The 25,863-nt window shown below is 61.5% G+C and carries 20 protein-coding genes; 12 read left to right on the forward strand and 8 right to left on the reverse strand.

What is annotated here, in order from left to right; all coding sequences use genetic code 11:
- The first annotated feature begins 128 nt into the window (after positions 1-128).
- The 3 genes from AB4N64_RS09850 (at position 129) to AB4N64_RS09860 (ending at position 3,195) form a co-directional block, all read left to right on the forward strand.
- A complete protein-coding gene (locus AB4N64_RS09850; RefSeq protein ID WP_460124794.1) occupies positions 129-893 on the forward strand; it encodes an IclR family transcriptional regulator in 765 nt (254 codons plus the stop codon).
- Positions 894-932: 39 nt separating this feature from the next.
- Positions 933-2,150: an amino acid deaminase gene (locus tag AB4N64_RS09855; RefSeq protein WP_460124797.1), complete on the forward strand. Its 1,218-nt coding sequence runs from the start codon at positions 933-935 to the stop codon at positions 2,148-2,150.
- Positions 2,151-2,277: 127 nt separating this feature from the next.
- Positions 2,278-3,195: a sugar kinase gene (locus AB4N64_RS09860; RefSeq protein ID WP_460124800.1), complete on the forward strand. Its 918-nt coding sequence runs from the start codon at positions 2,278-2,280 to the stop codon at positions 3,193-3,195.
- A 93-nt stretch (positions 3,196-3,288) separates the two neighbouring features.
- On the opposite strand, the gene AB4N64_RS09865 is transcribed toward AB4N64_RS09860, so the two are convergent.
- Together AB4N64_RS09865 and AB4N64_RS09870 are read right to left on the reverse strand one after the other, a co-directional pair.
- Positions 3,289-3,564, reverse strand: coding sequence for a peptidylprolyl isomerase (locus tag AB4N64_RS09865; RefSeq protein WP_368558263.1), 276 nt, complete (start codon positions 3,562-3,564; stop codon positions 3,289-3,291).
- A 55-nt stretch (positions 3,565-3,619) separates the two neighbouring features.
- Entirely contained in the window at positions 3,620-6,157 is a 2,538-nt protein-coding gene (locus tag AB4N64_RS09870; RefSeq protein WP_460124804.1) for a PAS domain-containing protein, read from the reverse strand.
- Positions 6,158-6,268: 111 nt separating this feature from the next.
- On the opposite strand from AB4N64_RS09870, the gene AB4N64_RS09875 reads away from it, so the two are divergent.
- The 4 genes from AB4N64_RS09875 (at position 6,269) to AB4N64_RS09890 (ending at position 10,837) form a co-directional block, all read left to right on the forward strand.
- Positions 6,269-7,378 (forward strand): PilT/PilU family type 4a pilus ATPase, encoded by a 1,110-nt coding sequence (locus tag AB4N64_RS09875; RefSeq protein WP_460124807.1) that lies wholly within the window; start codon positions 6,269-6,271, stop codon positions 7,376-7,378.
- A gap of 181 nt (positions 7,379-7,559) precedes the next feature.
- The gene (locus AB4N64_RS09880; protein ID WP_460124810.1) at positions 7,560-9,695 is read left to right on the forward strand and encodes an FUSC family protein; all 2,136 of its coding nucleotides are present in this window, start codon (positions 7,560-7,562) and stop codon (positions 9,693-9,695) included.
- The gene (locus AB4N64_RS09885) at positions 9,685-9,885 is read left to right on the forward strand and encodes a DUF1656 domain-containing protein (protein WP_460124813.1); all 201 of its coding nucleotides are present in this window, start codon (positions 9,685-9,687) and stop codon (positions 9,883-9,885) included. Before AB4N64_RS09880 ends, AB4N64_RS09885 begins: the two co-directional genes overlap by 11 nt.
- A 4-nt stretch (positions 9,886-9,889) precedes the next feature.
- Positions 9,890-10,837: a biotin/lipoyl-binding protein gene (locus AB4N64_RS09890; protein ID WP_460124816.1), complete on the forward strand. Its 948-nt coding sequence runs from the start codon at positions 9,890-9,892 to the stop codon at positions 10,835-10,837.
- Between the two features lie 283 nt (positions 10,838-11,120).
- Here the strand turns inward: AB4N64_RS09890 and AB4N64_RS09895 are convergent, their stop codons facing one another.
- The 4 genes from AB4N64_RS09895 to mexE form a co-directional block, all read right to left on the reverse strand.
- Positions 11,121-12,578, reverse strand: a complete 1,458-nt coding sequence (locus AB4N64_RS09895) for a hypothetical protein (protein WP_460124818.1) — start codon at positions 12,576-12,578, stop codon at positions 11,121-11,123.
- Between the two features lie 121 nt (positions 12,579-12,699).
- Entirely contained in the window at positions 12,700-14,121 is a 1,422-nt protein-coding gene (locus tag AB4N64_RS09900) for an efflux transporter outer membrane subunit (RefSeq protein ID WP_460124821.1), read from the reverse strand.
- Positions 14,121-17,306, reverse strand: a complete 3,186-nt coding sequence (locus tag AB4N64_RS09905; RefSeq protein ID WP_460124824.1) for an efflux RND transporter permease subunit — start codon at positions 17,304-17,306, stop codon at positions 14,121-14,123. The genes AB4N64_RS09900 and AB4N64_RS09905 overlap by 1 nt, the downstream gene beginning before the upstream one ends.
- A 15-nt stretch (positions 17,307-17,321) precedes the next feature.
- Positions 17,322-18,575 (reverse strand): multidrug efflux RND transporter periplasmic adaptor subunit MexE, encoded by a 1,254-nt coding sequence (mexE, locus tag AB4N64_RS09910; protein ID WP_460124827.1) that lies wholly within the window; start codon positions 18,573-18,575, stop codon positions 17,322-17,324.
- Positions 18,576-18,925: 350 nt separating this feature from the next.
- On the opposite strand from mexE, the gene AB4N64_RS09915 reads away from it, so the two are divergent.
- A complete protein-coding gene (locus AB4N64_RS09915) occupies positions 18,926-19,858 on the forward strand; it encodes a S66 peptidase family protein (protein ID WP_460124830.1) in 933 nt (310 codons plus the stop codon).
- On the opposite strand, the gene AB4N64_RS09920 is transcribed toward AB4N64_RS09915, so the two are convergent.
- Both AB4N64_RS09920 and AB4N64_RS09925 read right to left on the reverse strand, forming a co-directional pair.
- The gene (locus AB4N64_RS09920) at positions 19,855-21,429 is read right to left on the reverse strand and encodes a sensor domain-containing diguanylate cyclase (protein ID WP_460124832.1); all 1,575 of its coding nucleotides are present in this window, start codon (positions 21,427-21,429) and stop codon (positions 19,855-19,857) included. The two genes, AB4N64_RS09915 and AB4N64_RS09920, sit on opposite strands and share 4 nt — an antisense overlap.
- Before the next feature lie 97 nt (positions 21,430-21,526).
- Entirely contained in the window at positions 21,527-22,438 is a 912-nt protein-coding gene (locus tag AB4N64_RS09925; protein ID WP_460124835.1) for a LysR substrate-binding domain-containing protein, read from the reverse strand.
- Positions 22,439-22,606: 168 nt separating this feature from the next.
- Between AB4N64_RS09925 and AB4N64_RS09930 the strand changes: the two genes are divergently transcribed.
- Genes AB4N64_RS09930 through AB4N64_RS09945 form a run of 4 tightly spaced genes read left to right on the forward strand, consistent with a single transcriptional unit; the run spans position 22,607 to position 25,790 of the window.
- A complete protein-coding gene (locus AB4N64_RS09930) occupies positions 22,607-23,725 on the forward strand; it encodes an NAD(P)/FAD-dependent oxidoreductase (protein WP_460124838.1) in 1,119 nt (372 codons plus the stop codon).
- A complete protein-coding gene (locus AB4N64_RS09935) occupies positions 23,715-24,047 on the forward strand; it encodes a (2Fe-2S)-binding protein (RefSeq protein ID WP_460124841.1) in 333 nt (110 codons plus the stop codon). The genes AB4N64_RS09930 and AB4N64_RS09935 overlap by 11 nt, the downstream gene beginning before the upstream one ends.
- On the forward strand, positions 24,040-25,440 hold the full coding sequence (locus AB4N64_RS09940) for an FAD-dependent oxidoreductase (RefSeq protein ID WP_460124843.1): 1,401 nt from the start codon (positions 24,040-24,042) through the stop codon (positions 25,438-25,440). Before AB4N64_RS09935 ends, AB4N64_RS09940 begins: the two co-directional genes overlap by 8 nt.
- On the forward strand, positions 25,437-25,790 hold the full coding sequence (locus AB4N64_RS09945; protein WP_460124846.1) for a RidA family protein: 354 nt from the start codon (positions 25,437-25,439) through the stop codon (positions 25,788-25,790). Before AB4N64_RS09940 ends, AB4N64_RS09945 begins: the two co-directional genes overlap by 4 nt.
- Positions 25,791-25,863 lie beyond the last annotated feature (73 nt).

Raw genomic sequence — 25,863 nt, forward strand, 5'->3', positions numbered from 1 at the left:
GGCCAACGCGGGCAAGCCCGCTCCTACAGGAGCGAGCTTGTCGAATCGTCGCACCGTCGCGATAGCGGCCTCACGGTCGCCGCTGCACTCTGGTTAAAATCCCGGCATTATCAAGGGGAACCACAGACATGACCGAAGACACCATCAAACGCCGGGCGCGTGGTCTGGACCGGGCGTTCGATATTCTCGATTTCCTCAAGGAGATCGGCCAGCCGCTGCGTCCCAATGACATCGCCAGTGGCATCGGCAGTCCCAAGTCCACGGTCTATGAACTGGTGGCTTCGCTGCTGGAACGACGCATCCTCGAACCGGTGGGCAAGGAAGGTCACGTCTACCTGGGCCGTCAGCTGTATTTCCTTGGCCAGGCGCACCTGCGCCATTTCGACCTGACCCGCGAGGCCGACCATGCCTTGCAGGAAATCGTCAGCCAGACCCGCGAGACTGCACAGATGTGCTTGCTCAACGGGCGCAAATACACGGTGGCGCTGATGAAGGAGGGCGAACGGCATTTTCGTATTTCCTCGGACATCGGCGAAAACGCCCCGATTCCATGGACGGCCTCGGGTCGCCTGTTGTTGGCCCACCTGAGCGACCAGGCGATCGTTGACCTGATTGACCCGGACGATTTCATCCTGCCGGACGGTGAACGTCTGTCACTGGAGCAATTTCTCGGTGAAATCCGTCAGGCCGCCATCGACGGCTTTTTCTCGTTCGACAGCGTCGCGGACACCTTCACCCACTGCTTTGCGGCTCCGGTCAAGGACAACCACGGTGTTGCCATTGCGACCCTGTGCATCGTCGCGCCACGGGCCGACGCCAAGAAAAACTATAACGACTACCGCCGGGTGCTGATCGACAGCGCCAACAGCCTTGCCCGGCGAATCAACGAATAACTGCGGCTGCCTGCGGCCGCGACTGTGAGGAGTTCGACCATGTCTACTGCCCAAAATACCGACGCCGTGGCCAAAGGCGATGCCAGCATTGGCGCCCATCTGGTACGCGACGTCAGCCTGCCGGCGCTGGTGCTGCACCGCCAGGCGCTGGAACACAACATTCGCTGGATGCAGGCGTTCGTCAGCGACAGCGGCGCCGAGTTGGCGCCTCACGGCAAGACCAGCATGACCCCGGCGCTGTTCCGCCGCCAACTGGACGCCGGCGCCTGGGGCATCACCCTGGCCAGCGCCACGCAAACCCGCGCAGCCTATGCCCATGGCGTGCGGCGGGTGTTGATGGCCAACCAATTGGTCGGTACGCCGAACATGGCGCTGATTGCCGACCTGCTGGCCGACCCGACGTTCGATTTTTACTGCATGGTCGATCACCCGGAAAACGTCGCGGACCTGGGCGCCTATTTCGCCTCGCGAGGGGTACGCCTGAACGTCATGATCGAGTACGGCGTGGTCGGTGGCCGTTGCGGTTGTCGCAGCGAGCAGGAAGTGCTCGACCTGGCCAAGGCCATCGACGCGCAACCGGCCCTGGCACTCACCGGTATCGAAGGTTACGAAGGGGTCATCCATGGCGACCATGCCATCGCCGGCATTCGTCAGTTCGCTGCATCGCTGGTACGCCTGGCGGTGCAACTGCAGGACAGCGGCGCCTTCGACATCGCCAAGCCGATCATCACCGCGTCGGGCTCGGCCTGGTATGACCTGATCGCCGAGTCTTTCGAGGCACAGAACGCCGGCGGCCGCTTCCTCAGCGTGCTGCGTCCCGGCAGTTACGTGGCACACGATCACGGCATTTACAAGGAGGCGCAATGCTGCGTGCTCGACCGTCGCAGCGACCTGCACGAAGGTCTGCGCCCGGCACTGGAGGTCTGGGCACACGTGCAATCGTTGCCGGAACCGGGTTTTGCGGTGATTGCCCTGGGCAAGCGCGACGTGGCGTACGACGCCGGGCTGCCCGTGCCGTTGCTGCGCTACCAGGCCGGCGTGGTGCCTGCGGTGGGTGACGATGTCGGCGCCTGCAAGGTGACGGCGGTGATGGACCAGCACGCATTCATGACCGTGGCGCCGGGGGTTGAGTTGCGGGTGGGGGATATCATTTCCTTCGGCACTTCGCACCCGTGCCTGACATTCGACAAGTGGCGGGTTGGGCTTTTGGTGGATGAGCAGTTGGCGGTGATCGAGACCATGGATACTTGTTTCTAAGGCTTTAGACCGAGTTGCGGCCATCGCGGGCAAGCCCGCTCCTACAGGGAATCACCGCACCTGTAGGAGCGGGCTTGCCCGCGATGAGGCCCTACAAGACAACACAAAAACCAGGGACCCAACCGCCATGACCACCCCCAACACCCCCCGCATCGCCCTCATCGGCGAATGCATGATCGAGCTGCAGAACCACGCCGACGGCAGTCTGCAACAGAGCTTTGGCGGCGATACGCTCAACACAGCCGTCTACCTGGCTCGCGAGCTGGGCTTGCGTGGCAAAGTCGACTATGTCACCGCCCTGGGCGACGACAGTTTCAGCGATGCCATGTGCCGCAGTTGGGCCGAGGAGAACATCGGCCTGGGCATGGTGCAGCGTTTGCCGGGTCGCTTGCCTGGTTTGTATTGCATCCAGACCGATGCCAATGGTGAGCGACGCTTTCTGTACTGGCGCAACGAGGCGGCGGTCCGCGAGTGCTTCACCACCCCGGCCGCCACGCCGATTCTCAAGGCCCTGCCGGATTACGACGTGCTGTACTTCAGCGGCATTACCCTGGCGGTGCTCGGTGCGCAGGGCCGGGCCAAGCTGGTCGAAGCCTTGATCGATGCCCGTTTGCGCGATGCCAAGGTCGTCTTCGACAACAACTACCGGCCACGCCTGTGGGCATCCGTCCAGGAAGCGCGCGCGGCGTATCGCAGCGTGCTGCCGTACATCGACCTCGCTTTGCTCACCGTCGATGACGAACAGGCGCTGTTTCATTTTGCCGACTGCGAGGCGGTGTTCGCCGCCTACGAGCAGATCGGCACGCCGGAGGTGGTGCTCAAGCGCGGTGCCGAGGCGTGCTTGATTCGCTGCAATGGCGAGTCATTGGAGGTGCCGGCGCGGAAGGTCGAGAAGGTGGTGGATACGACGGCGGCAGGGGACTCATTCAGCGCGGCGTATCTGGCCAGGCGGCTGATGGGAGGCAGCCCGGTTGAGGCGGCGGAGGCGGGGCATGGTTTGGCGGCGCAGGTGATTCAGGTGCGCGGGGCGTTGATTCCGAGGTGAATGGCCGCTGGCTGCGCCATCGGATCGCGAGCAAGCCCGCTCCCACAGGGGATGTGATCATCTGTAGGAGCGAGCTTGCTCGCGATGAGGGCTTCAATCCCTGAAAAACACCTGCACCAGGTGATACCCGAATTTGCTCTTGATCGGCCCATGCACCACCCGCAGCGGTTTCTTGAAAATCACCGCATCGATCGCCCCGACCATCTGCCCCGGGCGCACTTCGCCCAGGTCACCGCCGCGTTTGCCGGAGGGGCAGGTGGAATACTTCTTGGCCAGCACATCGAACGCTTCGCCCTTGGCGATGCGTTGCTTGAGCTGCTCGGCTTCTTCCGAGGTTTTCACCAGGATGTGGCGGGCTTGAGCTTTCATGGGGCAGTTACCTTGTAGCGTGACGTGACGGCGCGGCGCGCGATTATGCCTGAACTCACTCGGGTTGGCCGATCATCTGGCGAATCTTGTTGGCCAACAGGTCAATGGAAAACGGCTTGGACACCATGTCCATGCCTTCTTCGAGGAAAACCTGGCGTTCTGCGGCGTTCTGCGCGTAGCCGGTCATGAACAGCACCTTCAGGTCCGGACGATGCTGGCGGGCGATTTCCGCCAGTTGCCGACCGTTCATGCCCGGCAGCCCGACATCGGTCACCAACAGGTCAATGCGCCCATCCGATTCCAGCAACGGCAGGGCCGTGCTGGCATCTTCGGCTTCGTGGGCTTGATAACCCAATTCCTTCAACAGATCGAGCACCAGCATGCGCACCGCGGGATCGTCCTCCACCAGTACCACGGTTTCGCCGGCAATCGCGGCCGGCGCTGCACCGCTGAACGGCAGCAGGGTTTTTTCCGGCTCCGGGTCAAGCAGTCGCGGCAGATACAGGCGCACGCAAGTGCCCTGGCCCGGCAGGCTGTCGAGGCTGACGTGGCCGCCCGATTGCTGGGCGAAACCGTAAATCATCGACAGCCCCAGGCCCGTGCCCTGGCCGATGGGTTTGGTGGTGAAAAACGGATCAAATGCCTTGGCTCGCACCGACGGGGTCATGCCGGAGCCGTTGTCGCTGACGGCGATCATCACGTAATCGCCGGCGGCGACCGACTCCAGGGGCACGATATCGTGGCTGTCCAAGTGCACGTTGGCGGTATGGATCAGCAATTGACCGCCTTCGGGCATGGCGTCGCGGGCGTTGATCACCAGATTGAGCAGCGCGTTTTCGAGCTGGCTGACATCGGTGCTGACCGACCAGATGTCGTCGGCCAGGTCGAGTTTCAGCTCGATGTGGTCACCTTTGGTACGGCTGAACAGGTCCTCCAGTGAATGAATCAGGTTGTTGGCGATCAGCGGTTTGCGATCCAGCGATTGGCGGCGGGAGAACGCCAGCAGGCGATGGGTGAGGGAGGCCGCGCGGTTGGCCGAGGACACCGCCGCCTCGGTGAAACGAGCGATTTCGTCAGTGCGTCCTTGGGCAATGTAGCGCTGCATCAGGTCGAGACTGCCGATGATGCCGGTGAGCATGTTGTTGAAGTCATGGGCAATGCCGCCAGTGAGCTGGCCGACCGCTTCCATTTTTTGTGCGTGGCGCAAGGCGTCTTCAGCGCGTTCGCGCTCGAACATCTCGTTTTGCAGACGTTCGTTGGCTTCGGCCAGTTGCCGGGTGCGCGACGCCACACGCTCTTCCAGGGTTTCATTGAGGTTGCGCAAGGCTTCTTCAGTCTGTTTGCGCTCAGTTTCGTCGATCACGAAAATGTAGAAACCGTTGACCGCGCCATCCGCACCGTGGCGGGGCAGGTAGTTCATCAAGGCCTGGCGGGTGCTGCCGTCGCCGTGGGGTGTACTGATACTGAAGCAGCAGGGTTTTCCCGACAGCGCTTCGGCGATATAGGGGGCGCGCAAGGCATAGGCGTCTTCGCCCAGCACTTCAAGAATGGTCCGGCCGTAAAGCTCCTGCGGCGTCAGGCCGTACCAGTTCAGGTACGCGGAATTGTTCAGGCGAAACCGTTCCTCGCTGTCGACATAACTGATCAGGACCGGCATGGCGTTGATGATCAGTTGCAACTCGGTCTGGCTCTGACGCAACGCTTGCTCGGTCTGCTTTCGATCGGTCAGGTCGAGGGCTGCGCCGAGGAAACGGATTGGCCGGCCATGGTGATCCTTGTAGCAACGTCCGCGGGCAAACACCCAGCGCAATTGGCCGTTGGCTTGCAACAGGCGGTACTCCACGGCGTATTCGCTGCCGTGGGTAATGCAGTGCTTGATGCTGCGGGTGATCATCGCCCGGTCTTCGGGGTGCACGCCTTCCAGGTAGGCTGTGATTGGCAATTGGCTGGCGCGCTGCGGGTCCACACCGTGCAACTGGGCGAAGTGACTGTCGACAATGAATCGGTCTTCGTTAATGTCCCAGTCCCAGGTGCCGAGCGCGTCGGTAGCGGCGAGCGCCAGTTGCAGACGCTCCTCGGTCTCGCGCTGGGCCTTCTGGCTGGCGATTGAGCGTTGCTCCAGTTCGAGGGCGATACGTCGGCGTTCGTTGGTTTCGATGGCGGTGACCAGGATCCCGGCCACCTCGGCGTTTTCATCGCGGATGGGGCTGTAGGTCAAGTCCAGCCAAACGTCGGTATCCTTGCCGTCGCGGTGCAGGGTGAAGCGTTGCTCACTATAAGTCCGCACTTGGCCCTGTAGGACTGCGCTGTAAATCGGGCCGGTAAAGTCCCGAAGTTCCGGCCACATTTGGTGCGTCGGTTGTCCGAAAGCCTTGGGATGCTGGTTGCCGGCAAACAGGGCGAAGCCATCGTTGTAGATTTGCGTGAGTTGAGGTCCCCACAGCAACAACATCGGCATGGGCGAGTGAATGACGATGTCCACCGCGGTACGCAGGCTCTGCGGCCAGGTACTGGCGGCGCCCAGTGGGGTGTTCGTCCAGTCCAGCCTGGCAATCAGGGTCTGGGCATCGCTACCGATGGAAGTTGGATTCATCAAAGTGTCCTGCACGTCTGCCAAGTGTCGCGGTCTACTATCCTAGAGCGGTACACGCCGGATGACCCGCTTCAGGGTCGTTCATTGAAGGGCTTCGCGGGTGTTTTTGCCATGGAAATCGATGCACTGTTGAAAATCCTGGCCAGTCAGGATGGATCCGATCTGTACCTCTCCACTGGCGCGCCGCCGTGCGCACGGTTCGATGGCGTGCTCAAGCCCTTGACCCATCAGCCATTCAAACCGGGGGAAATCGCAACGCTTGCCCTGTCCATCATGGACGCCGAGCAACGGCTTGAGTTCGATCGGGATCTGGAGATGAACCTGGCAATTTCGTTGGCGGGTGTCGGCCGCTTCCGGGTCAATATTTTCAAGCAACGCAACGACGTGTCGATCGTCGCGCGCAACATCAAACTCGACATCCCGCAGTTCGAAGACCTCAAGCTGCCCCCGGTTTTGCTGGACATGATCATGCTCAAGCAGGGGCTGATACTGGTCGTCGGAGCCACGGGCTCAGGCAAGTCTACCTCACTCGCCGCGCTGATCGATTACCGAAACCGTCACAGCAGTGGCCACATCATTACCATTGAAGATCCGGTGGAGTTCATCCATCGACACCGAAAATCGATCATCAATCAACGTGAAGTCGGCGTCGATACCCGCAGTTTCCATGCAGCGCTGAAAAACACTCTGCGCCAGGCGCCGGACGTGGTGCTGATCGGCGAGATCCGCGACCGCGAAACCATGGAACACGCACTGGCCTTCGCCGACACCGGGCACCTGGTGATCTCGACGTTGCACGCCCACAATGCCCATCAGGCGTTGGATCGAATCGTCAACTTCTTTCCCGAAGAGCGGCGCACACAACTGCTGCATGACCTGGGTAACAACCTCAAGGCATGCGTTTCCCAACGACTGGTGCGCACCCGTGACGGCGAGCGAAGGGCGGCAGTGGAAGTGATGATCGGCACGCCGACCATCGGCGACCTGATCCGGCGCAATGAAGTGGGTGAGCTCAAGGGCATCATGGAAAAATCGGCGGAAGCGGGCATGCAGACCTACGACGGCGCGCTGTTCAATCTGGTGGTGGAGGGCGCGATCAGTGAAGAAGAGGCGCTGAAGTATGCCGATTCGGTGAATAATTTGCGGTTGCGGTTCAAGTTGCATGCCGAGTCGAATCCGGGGGCGGGGAGTACTTCGGGGGATTGGGGATTGGTGGAATAACAGCAAAGCAGTGGTTGTCTGTGCGGGCCTCATCGCGGGCAAGCCCGCTCCCACAGGTACGGTGGTGACTTGCGGGAGCGGGCTTGCTCGCGATGGGGCCAGTCGCCCCGACATCATCTTTGAATGTGCCACCCGACAACACTGACTACGCTTGCTTGATCGAACCCTACGAGCCGTTTCCATGCAAGCGCTGCTGGAGTACTTCAAGGCAATCCTGCATCCCGGCCCCGGCGTGCTGCTGTTCGGCCTGCGCACCATCGCCGCCGGGTTGCTGACCCTGTACCTGGCGTTCTTGTTCGACCTTGATCAGCCCAAGTGGTCGATCATGGCCGTGGTCATTGTCAGTCAACCCTCGGCCGGCATGACCCTGGCGCGCAGTTTTGGCCAGGTCATCGGCACCACCGTTGGTGCCACTGTGGCCGTGGCGTTCATGGCGCTGTTTCCCCAGGCGCCGCTGCCATTCCTCGTCACCTTGGCCCTGTGGCTGGCCGTCTGCACGGCCGGCGGCACCTTGCTGCGTTACACCAGTTCCGGAGCGTTTGTGCTCAGCGGCTACACGGCCGTCGTGGTCGGCTTGCTTGCGGTGCCGGATCAGGACGGTACTTTTTTGCTCGCGGTGACCCGTGTTACCGAAACCTTGCTGGCGGTGGCCTGCGTGTGTGTGGTGAGCCTGTTGACGGCGCGCCCGGAGAACGTTGCCCGGGATTATTTCAACAGGATCGACCAAATCACCCGGTTGCTGGCCACCCACGCCATCGCGGTGATTCGCACGCACGAGAGCGAGGCGCAATTTCAGCAACGGCAGATGCAATTGCTCGGGCAGATCGGGGCGCTGGAGGGCGTTCGTCGACATTTGTATTACGACGCGCCGCGCCTGCGCAGCGCTGACGACCTCGTGCAATTGCTCGGCAATCAGCTGATGCTGCTGACGGCTCGGCTCACGGCATTGCGTCACCAACGGCAACTGCTGCTTGAGCGTTGGGAAGGCGAGTTGCCGGTTGAAATCCAGGGCCTGCTTGACGAAGAAGTCGCGCTCCTCGATGAGCTGGCCCGGCTGGGGCGTACGATGCCCCATGAGCAACGGCGTCAATTTGCGGCGCTGCAAAAGCGTTTCGATGACCTGGCCTATCGCTCCGAACAACTGGTCGAACCATTGCCGGCCACCCTGCGCTCGTTGTCGTGGTCGCTGCGTTGGGAGCAGGCGCGGCTGGTCCAGCAATTCGAAACGGTCCTCGAATTAAGCGACGCGATCCAGAGTGGACGCGGTGCCAGCAGCCTCTATCGCGGACAGAAAAACACGCTGCACATGGACTACACCTTGGCGGCGATGAACGCGATCCGTGCCTTTTGCGCGCTGATGGTGGCGGGGTTGATCTGGATCGAGACCGGTTGGGACGGTGCCCGCGGCGGTATGATCGTCACCGGGATTCTCTGTTCGCTGATGGCGACGTTCCCAAGGCCTTTGCTGGCGGCGCAAGGTTTCGCCCGGGGGCTGGGGTTGGCGCTGGTGGTGTCGGCGATTTTGCAGTTTGCCCTCGTGCCGATGGTTAGCAATTTCGAAATGCTGGCGCTCCTGTTGGCGCCGGTGCTGTATGCAGTCGCCGTGGGGTTGTCGAGCCCGCCAACGACCGGCACCGGGATCGCCCTCGGACTGATCACACTGCTGATGTTGGGACCTCAGAACACCGGCCTTGGACAAAACAGCGCAATCCAGTGGTTCGAGTTTGCTGGCGCGTACGTATGCGCCACCGCATTGGCGTTAAGCGTCTATGCCCTGATCTTTCCCTTCCGACCGGCGCTGCGCATACGCCGCTTGCACAAGGAGAATCGCGAGCAGGTACAGGCCCTGATGACGATACCCGCCACGGATGAAAACCAGTTCGCCTTCGAGAGCCGCATGGTCGACCGATTGACTGCCATGCTCGGACTGCTGCCGGCGATCCAGGACACGTCGGCGCGCGCCCTGTTCGACGTCAGCCTCGGTTGCATGGCTGTAGGCATCGCGTTGACCCAGCTTCGCCAGCAAGGGCAGCACAATGCCTTGCTCAGTCTGGAGATACAGGGCCGCTTGTTCGCCACGGTGCGCGAAACAGGGCGGCTGATCGCCGGTCGTCCTGACGTTGTACTGGACACGGTGCTCGACAGCCTGCAAACCCTGGGGGACGAACTGGATGCCCTGCATTGCAACGTGCATGAACAACTGTGGTCGGTGTTCCGCATGCGCGTGGCGCTGCTGATCGTGGTGTCGTTCCTGCAACGTCACCGGGCCCATTTCGAGGCGCCAATGCCACAAGGAGTACCCGCACTTGCCCATTGATCTTGAGATAGGCGGCGTCTATCTGCCGCCGATCGCCCAGGCGTTGCTGCTCGGGCTTGCGATTTTCCTGCTTCTGGACTGGGTTCTGCGCCGCCTTGGGGTATTGCAGTTCGTCTGGCATGAAGCCTTGTTTGAAGGTGCCTTGTACGCCTGCGTGTGTGCCACTCTGATTCTGCTGATGGGAGCGTGATGCGTTGAACAAGATCCTTGCCCGACTCACGACAGTGGCAATAGTGGTGCTGGCTTTTGTGCTCGGCTGGTTCGCCTGGGAGCACTACACCCGGGCGCCCTGGACCCGCGACGCACGGGTACGCGCCGATGTGGTGACCTTGTCCGCCGATGTCGCGGGACGCATCGTCAACCTCGCGGTACAGGACAACCAGCATGTGCAGAAAGGGCAGTTGCTGCTGGAAATCGATCCCTCGCGCTACGCGTTGGCGGTGGAGCATGCCAAACGTTCGGTGGAAGTGGCGAAGGCGTCGCTGGGCCAGTCCGAAGCGACCATCGTGGCGAGCCAGGCGTTGCTCAGGCAGCGCCAGAGCGAAGAGCGCCGAAGAAGGACACTCAAAGAACGCGCGGCCATTTCCGGCGAAGAGTGGGAAAAGTCCAGCACTGATGTGTCGGTGGCCCAGGCTGATCTGCTGCGCAACCAGGCCAACCTGAGTTTCGCCCAGGCCAATGTGCAACTGGCCATCGCCGCGCTGGCCGAGGCTGAACATGATCTGGAACGCACCCGGGTCGAGTCGCCGGTCAGCGGTTACGTCACCAACCTGCTGACCCGCCAGGGCGACTACGCCACGGCCGGCGGGCCGTTGGTGGCGTTGGTGGACAGCGACAGCTTCTACATCAGCGGTTATTTCGAGGAAACCAAGCTGCCGCGAATCGCCGAGGGTGACCGGGTAGAGATCGAATTGATGAGCGGCGAGCGTTTTGGCGGCACCGTGCAAAGCATTGCCTTCGCCATCGCCGACCGTGAAAACCTGCCCGGTGGGCGCCTGCTGGCCAACATCAACCCCAGCTACACCTGGGTCAAGCTTGCCCAGCGGGTCCCGGTGCGAATCGGTATCGACGCCGATTACGCCGGCAAGGGCCAGCTGCGGGCGGGCACCACGGCGACGGTGACGGTCAAGCAAAGGCGCTGATCCCACTGTAGGAGCGACGGTGCGACGATTCGCCATGTTCGCGATGGCGGTGTGTCAGGCACCAAAGATGTTGGATGTGATGACCTCATCGCGGGCAAGTCGAATCGTCGCACCGCCGCTCCCACAGGGGCCAGGGGTGTTCTTGGAGTCAGGGTGTAGCGCAGACCTGTAGGAGCGAGCATGCTCGCGATGGTAGACCAGACAACGTGGGCAATCAGACAGCCAGCGTTATCGTTGACGATCATCGCGAGCATGCTCGCTCCTACAGGACAGGCGAGGGGCGTTACTCCGCCGCCTTCAACGTATTGTTCTGCACGATCAGCATCGAGCTGTCGAGGGTCTGCACGAACAGGTCGTAGTCCTTGAGGTACACATGGGTGCTCTTCGATTTCAGGCCTTCGAGCTGGGCGCAGGTGACCAGGCGCGCTTCACCCTTGAGGGAGGCCACTTGCTGGGAAGCCGGGAACGAGGGACCGACCTGGCACTCGACATTTTGCGTGAAGGCCTTGCCCTCGCTGCTTTTACTCACCTTGCTGTAGCTGAGGGTGGCACCGGCTGGCACGTTCTTCCAATCACCCGCCAAGTGAATGCTCTCGGGGCTTGGGCGTTGCTCCATCTTGCCGCTGTTGCCGATTCGGTTGATGGTGGCGAGGTCGATCAGGCCGCGCCAGCGGATGCTCACGCCTTCGCTGGACAGGGCGCCGACTGATTGCACGCGCCACAGGCCCGGTGCCGGGCCGGTGTGCAGGTACAGGTCCAGCGGGTTTTCGTTGATTTGTGCGCCGGGGATCAGTGGCGAACTGGCGCTGTAGACCATTTGCAGGTGACTGAGGCTGCTGGCCGCTTCACCACGTGGCAATGCGCGGGTTTGGGACAGCAGGGTTTCCGGTACTTGCGGTGTCGCCAGGTTTGGCGGCAGCTTCTTGCGCATGATGGCCGCCGGCAGGTTCGCCAGGTCAGCCGTTACCGGGCACAGTGCGCCCACCAGTTGGCTGCGTTGATTGGCACTCAGGCTGCTGGCAATCGGCTGGGTCGGCGGTGTCAGCAGCGTCGCGGCGACCGATCGCATGGACAGTCGGCTGTTGACCTGCCGCGCTGCGCAATCGATCTCGACGCGTTCGTACTGGCGATCATAGGTATAGGTGTCGTCTTCGCTCTGGCGCGCACGCTCGTAGTCGACGCCGGTCCACACCCACAACTGACCGTCGATGACCGCCTGGCTCTGCGGGTCCAGCAGCAGCCAGTCAGCTTCGTTTGCCGCGAGCGCTCGCCATTCGCCACCCTTGGCAGCCTGGCACAGTTGCGCGGTGACGCTACGAGTGGCGGGCGTCTGCTCGGGCAGGGCAGAGACAATGGTCCAGGCCCGGGCGTCGCGATAATCCATGCTCAAGGCCTGCGTGTCGCAGCGGGCGAAAAGCCGCGCCTGGGTGGCAGGTTCGGCGCCCTGGGCGGGCACGTCAAACTGGGCCATGGCGCCGTGTGGGCCCGTTTTAATCACCGTGTTCAAAGGCAACGGCTGGGCCAGGACTCGCGTCGCCATGGCACTGCGTTCGGCCTTGAGGCGGGCGACGATGCCGTCTCGATAACTGTTGCTCAGGCCACCAGAACCGGCGCAGCCCGCCAGGGTCACCACACATAAAAAACCTGCCAAACGGGGAAATGACTTCACGCGCAACAACTCCATCGAACGCTCGGCATCCATTGGCGAGCGGGCGCGGATTTTAGCAGGGGTTAGTGGCATATTGATATCGAGTCGAGCGTGGGAGTGGTGGCGTATCAGGCAAAAAAAAGCCCCGCGACCGAATGAGGCGCGGGGCAAAAAATTTGGTTGGTGTTGCCAACCAAAAGAGCTCGTTGATGGGTTACTTGCTGGCGACCGTCTCCGGTTGCCAGCCGCCGCCCAGGGCTTTGTAGATCGCGACGATGCCGCGATACAGATCGATTTCCGCCTGGGCCTGGCTGTCTTCTGCCGCCAGGCGCTCGCGCTGGGCATCGAGCAGGACGAGGAAGTCGGCGGTACCTTCGCGGTAGCGAATCTGCGCCAGGTCGGCGGCCGCGCGGCTGGATTCGCTCTGACGAATCAGCGATATCAGGCGTTGCTGGCGTTTGCCGTAGTCGCTGAAGGCGTTTTCCGACTCTTCCAGTGCCAGCAGCACTTGCTGCTCGTAGGTCGCCAGGGCGCCTTCGGCGTCGGCATCGGCGCCGCGCAAACGGGCGCGCACACTGCCCAGGTCGAACGCCGCCCAGGTGATGCTCGGGCCCAGTGCCCAGGCGTTGGCCGCCGAGGAACCGATCTGCGAACCGCGCCCGGCGGTCCAGCCGAGGAAGCCGCTGAGGCTCACCCGAGGGAACAGGTCGGCCTTGGCCACGCCGATGCGCGCTGTGGCCGAAGCCAGTTTGCGTTCGGCGCTGAGAATGTCAGGGCGACGTTGCAGCAGTTCACCCGGATCCCCGATTGGCAAGGCCTTGGCAATCGCCGGAAGGTCCTTGGGGCTCAGGTCGACGGTCAGTTTGTCCGGACGTTGGCCGAGCAGGGTGGCGATACGGTTTTTCTGCCGCACCTGTTCCGCCTGCAATTGCGGCACGCTGGCTTCGACCGATGCCAGGCGCGCATCGGCGCGTTCGACATCGAGCTGATCACCTACACCGGCGTCACGCAGAGCGATGGTGATCTTGCGTGACTCCTGCTGGTTGTTCAGGTTGGCCAGGGCGATCTTCTCGCGCAGTTGCGCGCCGCGCAGTTGACCGTAGGCGTCCACCAGTTCGGCAATCATGGTGACTTGCAGTTGGTACAGATCGGCTTCGGCCGCTTGTTGCTCGGCTTCGCTGGATTCCAGGTTGCGCTGGATGCGTCCGAACAGGTCCAGCTCCCAGGCCATGTCCAGCCCCAGGTCATAACGTTCGCTGTTGACCCGGTTGGTGGTCTGGCCAGGGATCTGACCTTTGCCCAGGTCGCTGCTGGCACGGCTGGTGATGGTCGGCATGGCGTCATTGCTGACGTCATCGCGAATAGCCCGGGCCGCTTTCCAGCGGGCGAAGGCGACGCGCAGGTCACGGTTGCCTTGCAGTGATTGGGTCACCAACTGGTTGAGGGTCGGGTCGTCGAACTGCTGCCACCAGATGCCTTCGAAACGCGAACGGTCGAAGTTCTTCTGGCCGGCAGCGCCGTCGGTGGCGGTGGTGATGTTGGCGTGTTCGGTCGCCGGGGTCTGATAGTCCGGGCCTACGGCACAGGCACTCAGGGCCAGTACCAGCAGGCTTGGCAGGAAGACTTTCAGGCTCATTAGTGCGCCTCCAGGTTGTTCAGTTTTGGCGCCTTGGCCGCTTTGCGGGCTTCGCCGCGCTCCACGAAATTACGGATCAACACGTAGAACACCGGCGTCAGCAGCAGGCCGAAGAAGGTTACCCCGAGCATCCCGGAGAACACCGCCACACCCATGGCGTGACGCATTTCAGCACCCGCTCCGCTGGAGAACACCAGTGGCACCACACCCATGATGAACGCGAAGGAGGTCATCAGGATCGGACGCAGACGCAGGCGGCAAGCTTCCAGTACCGCAGCGAGCGGGTTGAGGCCTTCCATTTGTTTGTCCTTGGCAAACTCGACGATCAGAATCGCGTTCTTACAGGCAAGCCCCACCAGTACGATCAAGCCGATCTGGGTGAAGATGTTGTTGTCGCCACCCGAAGCAATGACACCGGTGATGGCCGACAGCAGGGTCATCGGTACGATCAGGATCACCGCCAGTGGCAGGCTCCAGCTTTCGTATTGGGCGGCAAGCACCAGGAACGCCAGCAATACGCAGAGCGGGAACACGAACAGCGCGGTGTTGCCGGACAGGATCTGCTGGTAGGTCAGGTCGGTCCACTCGTAGGTCATGCCGTTGGGCAGTTCTTCCTTGAGCAGCTTCTCGATGGCCGCTTCGGCTTGGCCGGAGCTGTAGCCAGGGGCTGCCGCGCCGTTGATTTCAGCCGTGATGAAGCCGTTGTAGTGCATCACGCGGTCCGGACCCGAGGTGTCGCTGACCTTGATGAAGGTCGCCAGCGGGATCATCTCGCCACGGTTGTTGCGGACCTTGAGCTGGCCGATCTGGTCGGATTCGAGGCGGAACTGTTGCTCGGCCTGAACGTTGACCTGATAGGTGCGACCGAAGCGGTTGAAGTCGTTGGCATACAGCGAACCCAGGTAAATCTGCAGGGTGTCGAAGATGTCACTGACGGCCACGCCGTGGGTCTTGGCTTTTTCCCGGTCGATGGCGGCATCGACCTGCGGAACGTTGACGGTATAGCTGGTGAACAGCCCAGCCAGTTCCGGAACGTTATGGCTCTTGGCGATGACGTTCATGGTCTGTTTGTACAGCTCTTCGTAACCCAGGTTGCCCCGATCTTCGATCTGCAGGCGGAAACCGCCAATGGTGCCCAGGCCTTGTACCGGCGGCGGTGGGAAGATCGCCATGTAGGCTTCCTGGATCCCGGCAAACTGACCGTTCAAGGCACCGGCGATGGCGCCCGCAGACATGCTCGGGTCTTTACGCTCGTCGAACGGCTTCAAGGTGACGAACACGATGCCAGCGTTCGGGCTGTTGGTGAACCCGTTGATCGACAGGCCCGGGAAGGCAACCGCGCTTTCTACGCCAGGCTGTTTCAGCGCCAGGTCAGACATGCGCTTGATCACGTCTTCGGTACGGTCCAGGCTCGCGGCGTCCGGCAGTTGCGCGAAGGCCACCAGGTATTGCTTGTCCTGGCCAGGCACGAAACCGGTTGGCGTGCTGGAGAAACCGAAGAAGGTCAGCACCATCAGGCCTGCGTACAACAGCAGGGCGATACCGCTGCTGCGGATGACCCGGCGTACGGTGCCGACATAACCATGGCTGGCTTTTTCAAAGAAGCGGTTGAACGGACGGAACAGCCAGCCACCGAAGATCTTGTCGAGGATTTTCGAGAAGCGGTCTTTCGGCGCGTCGTGGCCCTTGAGCAACACGGCAGCCAGTGCCGGCGACAGGGTCAGCGAGTTGAAGGCCGAGATCACCGTGGAAATCGCGATGGTCAGGGCGAACTGCTTATAGAACTGACCGGTCAGGCCAGAAATGAACGCTGCAGGGATGAACACCGCACACAGCACCAACGCCGTGGCAATGATCGGGCCGGTCACTTCGCTCATGGCCTTTTTGGTTGCTTCGAACGGTTCGAGCCCCAACTCGATGTTACGTTCGACGTTCTCCACCACCACGATGGCGTCGTCCACCACGATACCAATGGCCAGCACCAGGCCGAACAGCGACAGCGCGTTGAGCGAGAAGCCAAACAGGTGCATCACCGCAAACGTACCGATCAACGATACCGGCACCGCCACCAACGGGATGATCGAGGCGCGCCAGGTTTGCAGGAACAGGATCACCACCAGCACGACCAGGATCAGTGCTTCGAACAGGGTGTGAACCACCGCTTCGATGGAGCCGCGCACGAAGATCGTAGGGTCATAGACAATGCTGTAGTCCATGCCTTGCGGGAAGCCTTTCTTCAACTCCTCCATCTTCGCCCGAACCTCGTTGGAGATTTCGATGGCGTTGGAACCAGGACGCTGGAAGATCGGGATGGCCACGGCCGGCTGGTTGTTGAGCAACGAGCGCAGGGCGTATTGGCTGGAGCCGAGTTCGACGCGAGCGATGTCTTTGAGGCGAGTGATCTCGCCGTTGTCGCCAGCGCGGATGATGATGTTCTCGAACTCTTCCTCGGACACCAGACGGCCCTGGGTGTTGATCGACAACTGGAAGCTCTGGGCGCTCGGCGAAGGCGGTGCACCCAGTTGGCCGGCGGCCACCTGGCGGTTCTGCTCGCGGATGGCGGTGACCACATCGGTAGCGGTCAGGTTGCGCGACGCGGTCTTGTTCGGATCGAGCCACACCCGCAGCGAGTAGTCACCCATGCCGAACAGTTGCACGTCACCGACACCGCCCAGGCGCGCCAGCTCATCCTTGATGTTGAGGATGGCGTAGTTGGACAGGTAGAGCATGTCGTAGCGTTTGTCCGGCGAGGTCAAGTGCACGACCATGGTCAGGTCGGGCGAAGCCTTGTCCACGGTGATACCGATGCGCGTCACTTCTTCAGGCAGCTTGGGCTCGGTCCGGGTCACGCGGTTCTGCACCTGCACCTGCGCGTTGTCCAGGTCAGTGCCCAGGGCGAAGGTGATGGTCAGGGTGATCTTGCCGTCGGCGGTCGACTGCGAGGACATGTACAGCATGTTCTCGACGCCGGTGATGGCCTGCTCCAGAGGAGCGGCCACGGTTTCACCGATGACTTTCGGGTTGGCGCCCGGGAAGTTGGCACGCACCACCACGGTGGGTGGCACCACTTCCGGGTATTCGCTGATCGGCAACTGGAACAGCGAGATGGCACCGGCGATCAGGATCAGCAGCGACAGCACCGCTGCGAAGATCGGCCGGGTAATGAAGAACTTGGAAAAATTCATCGGAGTCGTTATCCCTTAACCGCGTGGGGACGTAGCAGCCAGCTTCACAGCCGCACCCGGCGCGCCCTTGGCAGGCGCGACTCGGGGCAGGTTGCTGGCTTCCAGCGCTTGTCGTTGTTGGGCGAGGGCCGCCAGGGTCTGTTCGCTGGCCATCGGCACCACTTCAGGGGTGACCGGCGAGCCAGGACGTACGCGTTGCAAGCCCTTGACGATGATGGTGTCGTCCTTGTTCAGGCCGCTGCGCACGATGCGCAAGCCTTCGATTTTCGGACCCAGTTCAACGGCGCGGTAGGCGGTCTTGTTCTCGCCGTCCATCACCAGTACGAATTTCTTGCCCAGGTCTGTGCCGACGGCTTCGTCGTTGATCAGCATGGCGTTATAGGTGCCGCTGCCCACCAGTTTCAGACGTGCATAGAGGCCTGGGGTGTAGTTGCCATCGGTGTTGTCGAACACCGCGCGACCACGGATGGTGCCGGTTTTCGGGTTGACCTGGTTGTCGACGAAGTTCATCTGGCCCAAGTGCGGGTTGCCGTCTTCGTTGGACAGGCCGAGGTACACCGGGGTGGTGGCGCCACGTTTACCCTGGCGAGCGAGCTGGGTGTACTTGAGGAAGACACGTTCGTCCGCGTCGAAGTAGGCGTAGACCTTGTCGGTGGACACGACGCTGGTCAGTGCGGTGGTATCGGCAGTGACCAGGTTACCGGCGGTGATTTCCGCACGGCTGACGCGACCGCTGATCGGTGCGGTCACGCGGGTGAAGCTCAGGTTCAGCTTGGCCAAGTCCAGTTGCGCCTGAAGGGCGCCGACGGCGGCGCGGGCTTCCTGAGCGGCGCTGGTGCGCGAGTCAGCCAGTTCGGCGGAAATCGCGTTGCTGGTGCGCAGGCGTTCGCCGCGCTGGGCTTCGTTTTCGCTGCGGGTAGCGTTGGCACGGGCCTGGGCAACCAGCGCTTCGAGGCGGCGGACCTCCGCCTGGAACGGACGCGGGTCGATCTGGAACAACAGGTCGCCTTTCTTGACCAGCGCGCCTTCGGTGAAGGCCACTTCATCGATCTGGCCTGAGACGCGAGGGCGGATTTCTACAGTCTCCGGCGCTTCGAGGCGCCCGGTAAACTCGTCCCACTCGTTGACCGGCTGTTCCAGCACCTTGGCGACACTGACCGAAGCGGCCGGCATGGTCGCCGCTGTCTGAGGCGCCTTGCCGCAGGCGCTCATCACCACAACGGCCAACACGGCCAGGGGAAAGCGCAAATGTTTGAGTGATTGTTCCATGGATGCATCCGCCAATGTATTGAGAATGGGCGGATGATGCTTGGCGGCAGTGCTGTCGCACGAATCGAACGAAGCGAAGGTAACTATCATTCGGAATGATATAAGAACCCAGGCAGCTCTCTAGCGTGCGCCTTGCGCCAGGATTAATTCAACCCGGTTCGCAGCAATTGTCTGTTGCCGCGTCTGCAATGATGAGCGCCAGAAGGGCTGGTGGGTCAGCCGCCCGTGTGGTGGGAAAGTGTTGACTGGGCAACTCTTAAAGTTGGCGGTAATGATCTGTCAACAATGCAAGAGTGTCATGTTGAACGTCTCTGGTATGGTTGGTTTTCAGCCAGTCAGGGAAGTAAGAGATGACGAATTTTAAATTGCCGGAGCCACTAAAAAGCGGAAGTAAAATTGCAATCGTATCGCCAGCGGGTCATTTGACTAATCCTGCATTTCTGGATCACGTCACGCCAATGATCAAAAAGCAGGGGTATGAACCGGTATTATCGAAAAACTGTTTTGAAAAATATGACAACAACTACGCCTATGCCGGCACGCCCCAACAACGCCTGGAAGATCTGCAATGGGCGTGCGATGACCCGCAGATAGAGGCGATATGGGTAACACGTGGTGGATATGGAAGTGTCCAGTTATTGAGCGGACTCAATATGAGTGCTATTTGTGCAAGGCCCAAATGGCTGATCGGCTATTCCGACATCACGTACCTGCACAGCTTCTTCAATCGATACGACATTGCGACGATCCACGGGCCCAACGTGGTAAGGACCCTGAGCATGGGGGTTGAACCGCCGGCCTCCAGCTACAGCAAGGTGTTCGATATTCTGCAAGGCCGGGCGCCGTCGTATTCGCTCACACCCCATGCGCTGAACAAAACGGGTAAAGCAAAAGGTCGACTGGTCGGCGGTAATCAAACCATTGTCGGTGCTGTTTCCGGCACCCGTTATGATTTGAATTACGAAGGGGCAATATTGTTTCTGGAAGATATCGGGGAGAACGCTTATTACCGAATCGACCGCCAGATGCAAACACTGGAGACGGCCGGAGCGTTGGCCAGGATAAAAGGCGTCATCATCGGCTCCATGCGAGATATCGGCGGCGTGAAATCGAACTTTGATGAAACGGCTTATCGGGTGATCAGTAAAGTTTTATCAAAATATAGAATTCCGCAGATATTTGCATTTCCTGCCGGGCATATTCCCGATCACTATCCGCTGATCATGGGGGCGGAAGTTGAAATAGAAGTGCAGCCAGGCCTAACTTGCGTGAGGTATCTCTAGGGGGAGAAGTGCGAGCCATCAACGGCATACCATCGATTTCGCCCACTCTGTTTGGCGGAGTACAAGCAGGCGTCGGCCGATTTGAGCAGGCTGGCCGGCGTCACATCCTCGATGCCCGGCTGGCGGGTCGCAATGCCAGCGCTTGCAGTGACCTTGCCCAGCGGGTGATCGGCATGCTCGATGTCCAGGGCGCGGATCCCCCGCAAAATGTCCTCGGCGACCTGGGCAGCACCAGCGCTGTCCGTGTTGGGCAGCAGCACGGTAAATTCTTCGCCGCCGTAGCGCACCGCCAGGTCACCCGGTCGTTTGATGGCGTGCAGGATGGCCGCGCCGACCGCGCTCAGGCAGTCATCGCCGCCGGCATGCCCGTAGCGATCGTTGTAGCGCTTGAAGTAATCGACATCGATCATGATCAGTGACACCAAAGAGCCCTGGCGCTGGGCCAGGCGAATCTCGTCTTGCAGTGCCTTGTCCAGGCGTCGGCGATTACCCAGCCCGGTGAGACTGTCGGTCAGCGCCATTTCCTCCATGGCCTGATGGGCGCGGCGCAGTTCCCTGGAGATCACCATCTTCTGACGCAACTGACTCAAGACGATCAAGCCAAACGCGGTAAAAACGGCCAACAGGCAGAACAGCACCAGGCTGGTCTTGATGAGGTCGCGGCGCCACGGTCCGATGATGGACTCGCGTGACAGCCCGGCTTCCACCACTAGCGGATACGTAGACAAGGCCCGGTAACCATACAGCCGTTCTGTGTCGTCGACGATCGCCCTGACCTGTGCGATGCCTTGATTGGATTTGGGCAGGTAGGTTTTGTAGATCTCGCTGTTCGCCAGGCTTTTGCCCACGACGGACTCAATGAAAGGGCGGCGGACCAGGATGGTTCCGCTGCGCGTCGCCAGCACCAGCGCACCTTTGTCATCGATCTTGAAGTCACCGTAGTAATCGACGAAATAGCTGACCTTGATGGTCCCCAGCAGGACACCGGCGAAGGACCCGTCAGGGTTATTCAATCGCCGCGAAATGGGGATGATCAGATCGTTGGTGGAACGACTTCGCACCACATCGCCAATACGCACGTCGCGATCTTCGTGGGTGCGGTGAAACCTGAAGTAATCGCGGTCGGCGTTGTTCGCCATTTCCGGCGTGACCTCTTTATCGGTCACGATCCACTGGCCATCCGGCCCATAGATAAACAGGCCATGCAGCTGCGGCATGATACGCGCCTGTTGAACCAGCAGATTGTGGATGCGCGACACGTCGATGCCCTGCAAGCCATCGCCCTCGACTCGTTCAGCCAGCGCGGCGGTCAGCACATCCACTTGGCGAATCGCGTCCTCTGCGTGCTGCGCGGTGGCACGGGCGAGGTTGGTCACCGAGTCGCGAGCGGAGGCAAAGGCCGCACGATAGTCACGCCACGTCCGCCAGCCCTCAACAGTCAGGAACGCGAGGATGACCGCCAGCATGAAACTCACGATCAGGCGGAAAGTGGCCCCGGGCCTCATCCGCTTGCCACGCGTGCGGGCGGTGGCAGTAGCCGCGTTGGGCCCTGGTTTACCGCGTCCGAGCATCGATGAATATCCTTGGGACTGATCTGCATGCAACTCAGTCTAGATCACTCGGCGAAAGGCTTGTAGACACCACCTCGCGCGGGCGCTCACGTGAAACTCATGTCTGGAACCGATACTCCGACGGCACCTCGCGGCCAATAAAGTCCTGCATATGCTCCAAAAAGGCCACCTGCAATTTCGACGCCGGCCCGTGGACTGGCAAGAGCATGCTGAAATCCATTTCAATCGCCGGTTCGAAAGCCCTGAACACCACGCCATTGCCGCGGTACTCGACCGCGCTGATGGCATCCACCAGTGCCACCCCCAGGCCTTGTTCGACAAAGGCGCACATCGGCAGCGAGAGCTGGGCTTCCAGGCGCAGCTCTCGCTCGACCCCGTAGGCGGCAAAAATCGAGTCGATGAGCTGGCGCGAGCCGATCGATTGCGGGTAGGAAATGAAGGCTTCGCCCTTGAGGTCTTCCGGTTGGATAGTGGCTTTGTCCCGCAGGCGATGGCTGGCGGGCAGGGCGCACAGCATGCGCGTGGCCAACAGTTTCTCTGCGCGGGGGCTGGGGTAGGTGTTGGGCAGGACGATGATGCCCAGGTCACAGCGCTGGCCTACCACCAGGTCGACCACTTCGCGGGATGACAACACCATCAGCGAAATCTGCACCTGATCGTGTTCAGCTACGAACGCCGCAATGGCCCTGGGCAGGAACGACAGGCCCATGGCTGGAGCGCACGCGATCTGCAACGAGCCGCGCTTGAGGCTGCGAATATCCTGGGCTGTTCTTGCAATGCGTTCGACACCCAGCAGTGAGCGCTGTACTTCCTGATACAGCGTCATGGCTTCGGCTGTAGGTTGCAGCCGGCCCTTGGCGCGAATGAACAGGTCGAAGCCGATGTCCTCTTCAAGGCTCGCAATCAGGCGTGTCGCCGCCGGTTGCGAAATGTGCAGCATCTCGGCGGCGCGGGTGACGGTCTGGCCGAGGATGACCGCGCGAAAGGCCTCCAGTTGACGAAGGTTCATGCTGTGTATCCTTCAATGAAATCCATAACAAAAAGACATGGACTTGCCAAAATAAAGCATTTTTCAAGCTTTCGTCAGCTCTTTAGCATCGTACCTATCAAGATCATTCAGGCGTAATGCCTGCGCCTGAACTGAGTTTTGGGCGCTGAAAGGGCGGCAGTGAAGCTCATGCAAAAAACTGATGTCATGATCGTTGGCGGTGGTTTGGTGGGACTGTCCATTGCGTATGGAATGGCCTTGCTCGGCCGCCAGGTCAGCGTCCTCGACGAAGGCGACGACGCCTTGCGTGCCGCCCGTGGCAACTTCGGCTTGCTGTGGGTTCAGGGCAAAGGCTACGGAATGAGCGCCTATGCGCAGTGGACGCGTGAAGCGGTGGCGCTGTGGCCGCGCTTCGCCACGGCGTTGCAGGCCGACACGGGCATCGACCTTCATCTGCGCCAGCCAGGCGGCTTTCAGTTGTGCCTGAGTGATGAAGAAATGGCCGAGGAGAGCCGTCGTCTACTGTGGTTGCGCGACGCCATGCACGGCGATTATCCGTTCGAGCTGTTGGACGCCGAGCAACTGCGCGCCCGTTTACCGGGCGTCGGGCCGACCGTGGTGGGTGCGTGTTATTCGCCCATGGACGGCCACATCAATCCGTTGAAGCTGCTGCGGTCGCTGTATACCGCCTGCCGGGTGCGCGGGGTGAACATCATCAATGGACATCGGGTCAGCGGCATCGCCCAGTGTGCTGGCGGTTTTGAACTGGCGGCCGCCGGGCAACGCTGGTATGCCGGGCGCGTGGTGCTGGCTGCGGGCCTTGGCAATCGTGAACTTGGCGCGCAACTGGGCATGGATATTCCGGTGAGTCCCAATCGCGGACAAATCCTGGTCACCGAACGCCTTAAACCCTTCCTGCATTACCCCACCACCTATGTGCGCCAGACCGACGAAGGTACCGTGCAGTTGGGTGACTCCCATGAGTCGGCCGGTCTGGATGACGGCACGGGCAGCCAGGTGATGGCGACCATCGCCACGCGCGCGGTGCGCTGCTTCCCCCGATTGGGGCAAGTGCGATTGGTGCGGGCCTGGGGCGCGCTGCGAGTGATGAGCCAGGACGGTTATCCCATTTATGAAGCCTCCCGGACGTGCCCGGGGGCGGTCGTTGTCAGTTGCCACAGCGGTGTGACCCTGGCGGCAATGCATGCCTTGCGCCTGGCACCGTGGATTGACGTTGAACGGGACGATCCGGCGGTTTCGGCTTTCAGCCTTGAGCGTTTCAGTCCCGAGGTGCGCCATGCCGGTTGAACCTTTGTTCCGCGCGTTAAGCCCCGCGGAAAACACCGTACGAATCGAGTTTGAAGGTGCGTCATTGGCGGTGCCTGCCGGCGTGTCCCTCGCCGCGGCGTTGCTCGCCAGCGGCGTGACTCGTACCCGTGAAAGCGCGGTCAATGGCCGCCCCGGTGCACCGTTTTGCATGATGGGCGTGTGTTTCGAGTGCCTGGTCGAGGTTGACGGGCAGGCCAATTGCCAGGCGTGTCTGCTGCCGGTGCGCGCCGGTATGCGTGTGCACCGTCAGCGCGGAGCTCGTGACTTGCTGGCGGGTGACCAGGAGATGGCGGATGAATGAGCAAACGGTTGACCTCATCGTGATCGGCGCCGGCCCGGCAGGCATGAGCGCGGCTGTTGAAGCCACGGCGCGTGGGCTTTCGGTGGTGGTGCTGGACGAGCAGGGCAGTGCGGGCGGGCAGATCTATCGCAATGTCCAGCAGGCGGATGCTCACCAGCGTCGAGTGCTGGGTAGCGACTATGAGGCGGGTGCGCAACTGGTTGCAGAGTTTCTGCAATGCGGTGCGCGCTTCCTGAGCGGCGCCGCAATCTGGCAAGTGACCCCCGAGCGGCAGGTGCATTTCCTGATCGAAGGCCGTGCGCAAATCCTTCAGGGGCGGCACGTGCTGATCGCGACCGGTGCATTCGAGCGTCCGATGCCGATTCCCGGTTGGACTTTGCCCGGGGTGATGACCGCCGGCGCCGGGCAGATCCTGCTGAAAAATGCCGCGCTGGTGCCCCGAGGCCCTGTGGTGCTGGCCGGTTGCGGACCGTTGTTGTACCTGCTGGCGGTGCAATACCTGCGTGCCGGCGTGGCGATTGAGGCGCTGGTCGACACCAGCGGCACCGGCGACCTGGTACGCGCCTGGCGCGAGGTTCCCTCAGCCTTGCCTGGCTGGCGGGATTTGTTGAAGGGGCTGCAACTGCTCGCCACATTAAAGCGTGCCGGTGTCAGGCATTTTCGCAATGCACGGAATTTGCGCGTCGAGGCCCAGGAACACGCCCAGGCATTGAGCTTTGAATGTGGTAGTCGCAGTTGGACCCTGCCGGCGTCCCTGGTTTTGCTGCACCAGGGGGTGGTCCCCAACACCCAGATCAGTTGGTCGCTGCGCCTGGAGCACGATTGGAGCGAGCAGCAACTGTGCTGGATCGCCCGTCGCGACAAGGACGGTGAAACCAGCCTGGCGGGGGTCTTCATTGCCGGCGACGGTGGGGCGATTGGCGGCGCTCAAGTGGCACGACTCGAAGGCCGCCTCACCGCGCTGGCGGTGGCCGCCCGTGTGGGAGCGATCAACGCGCATCAAGCACGAGACCTCGCCGCGCCTTACCGCAAGGCCCTGGCTCGCCAGCGTGCGGCAAGGCCACTGATCGACGCCTTGTACCGCCCGTTGCTGCAAAACCGTGTGCCCGCCGATGAGGTCATCGTCTGTCGGTGCGAGGAAGTCACCGCCGGTTCGATTCGTCAGTTTGTCGAGCTTGGATGCCTGGGCCCGAATCAGACCAAGGCGTTCGGTCGCTGTGGCATGGGACCTTGCCAGGGTCGCCAGTGTGGCTTGAGCGTGACGCAAATCATTGCCGAACAACGCCGGGTGCCCTCAGCAGAAGTCGGCTACTACCGCATCAGATCACCCCTCAAACCCATCACCCTTTCCCAACTCGCCAACGAAGAACCTTTGACCCAGGAGCCTGTATGAGCCTTATCCGACGCATCGAAAGCAACCCACGCCTGAGCCGCAGTGTCGTGCACAACGGCGTGGCCTGGTTGAGCGGCATTGTCGCCGCCGATTGCAGCCAGGACATCCGTGGCCAGACCCGTCAGGTGCTGCAACGGGTCGACGAATTGCTGGAACTGTCCGGCAGCGACAAGAGCCGCCTGCTTAGCGTGCAGATCTGGATGAAAGACATGACCGCCGACTTCGCCGGCATGAATGAAACCTGGAGCGCCTGGGTCGACGCCGCGCAAACGCCGGCCCGAGCCACTGCGCAGGTGTCGTTCGATGACCCGCAGATCCTGTTGGAGTTGATCGTTACCGCCGCTGTTTGAGTGTTGCCGTTGTGCCGGTGACCCTGGCACAACGCAAGAGCAGGTGGCCGATAGAGCCACCATCTCTGCCTGT

It is taken from the genome of Pseudomonas sp. S2_C03, from assembly GCF_054668405.1.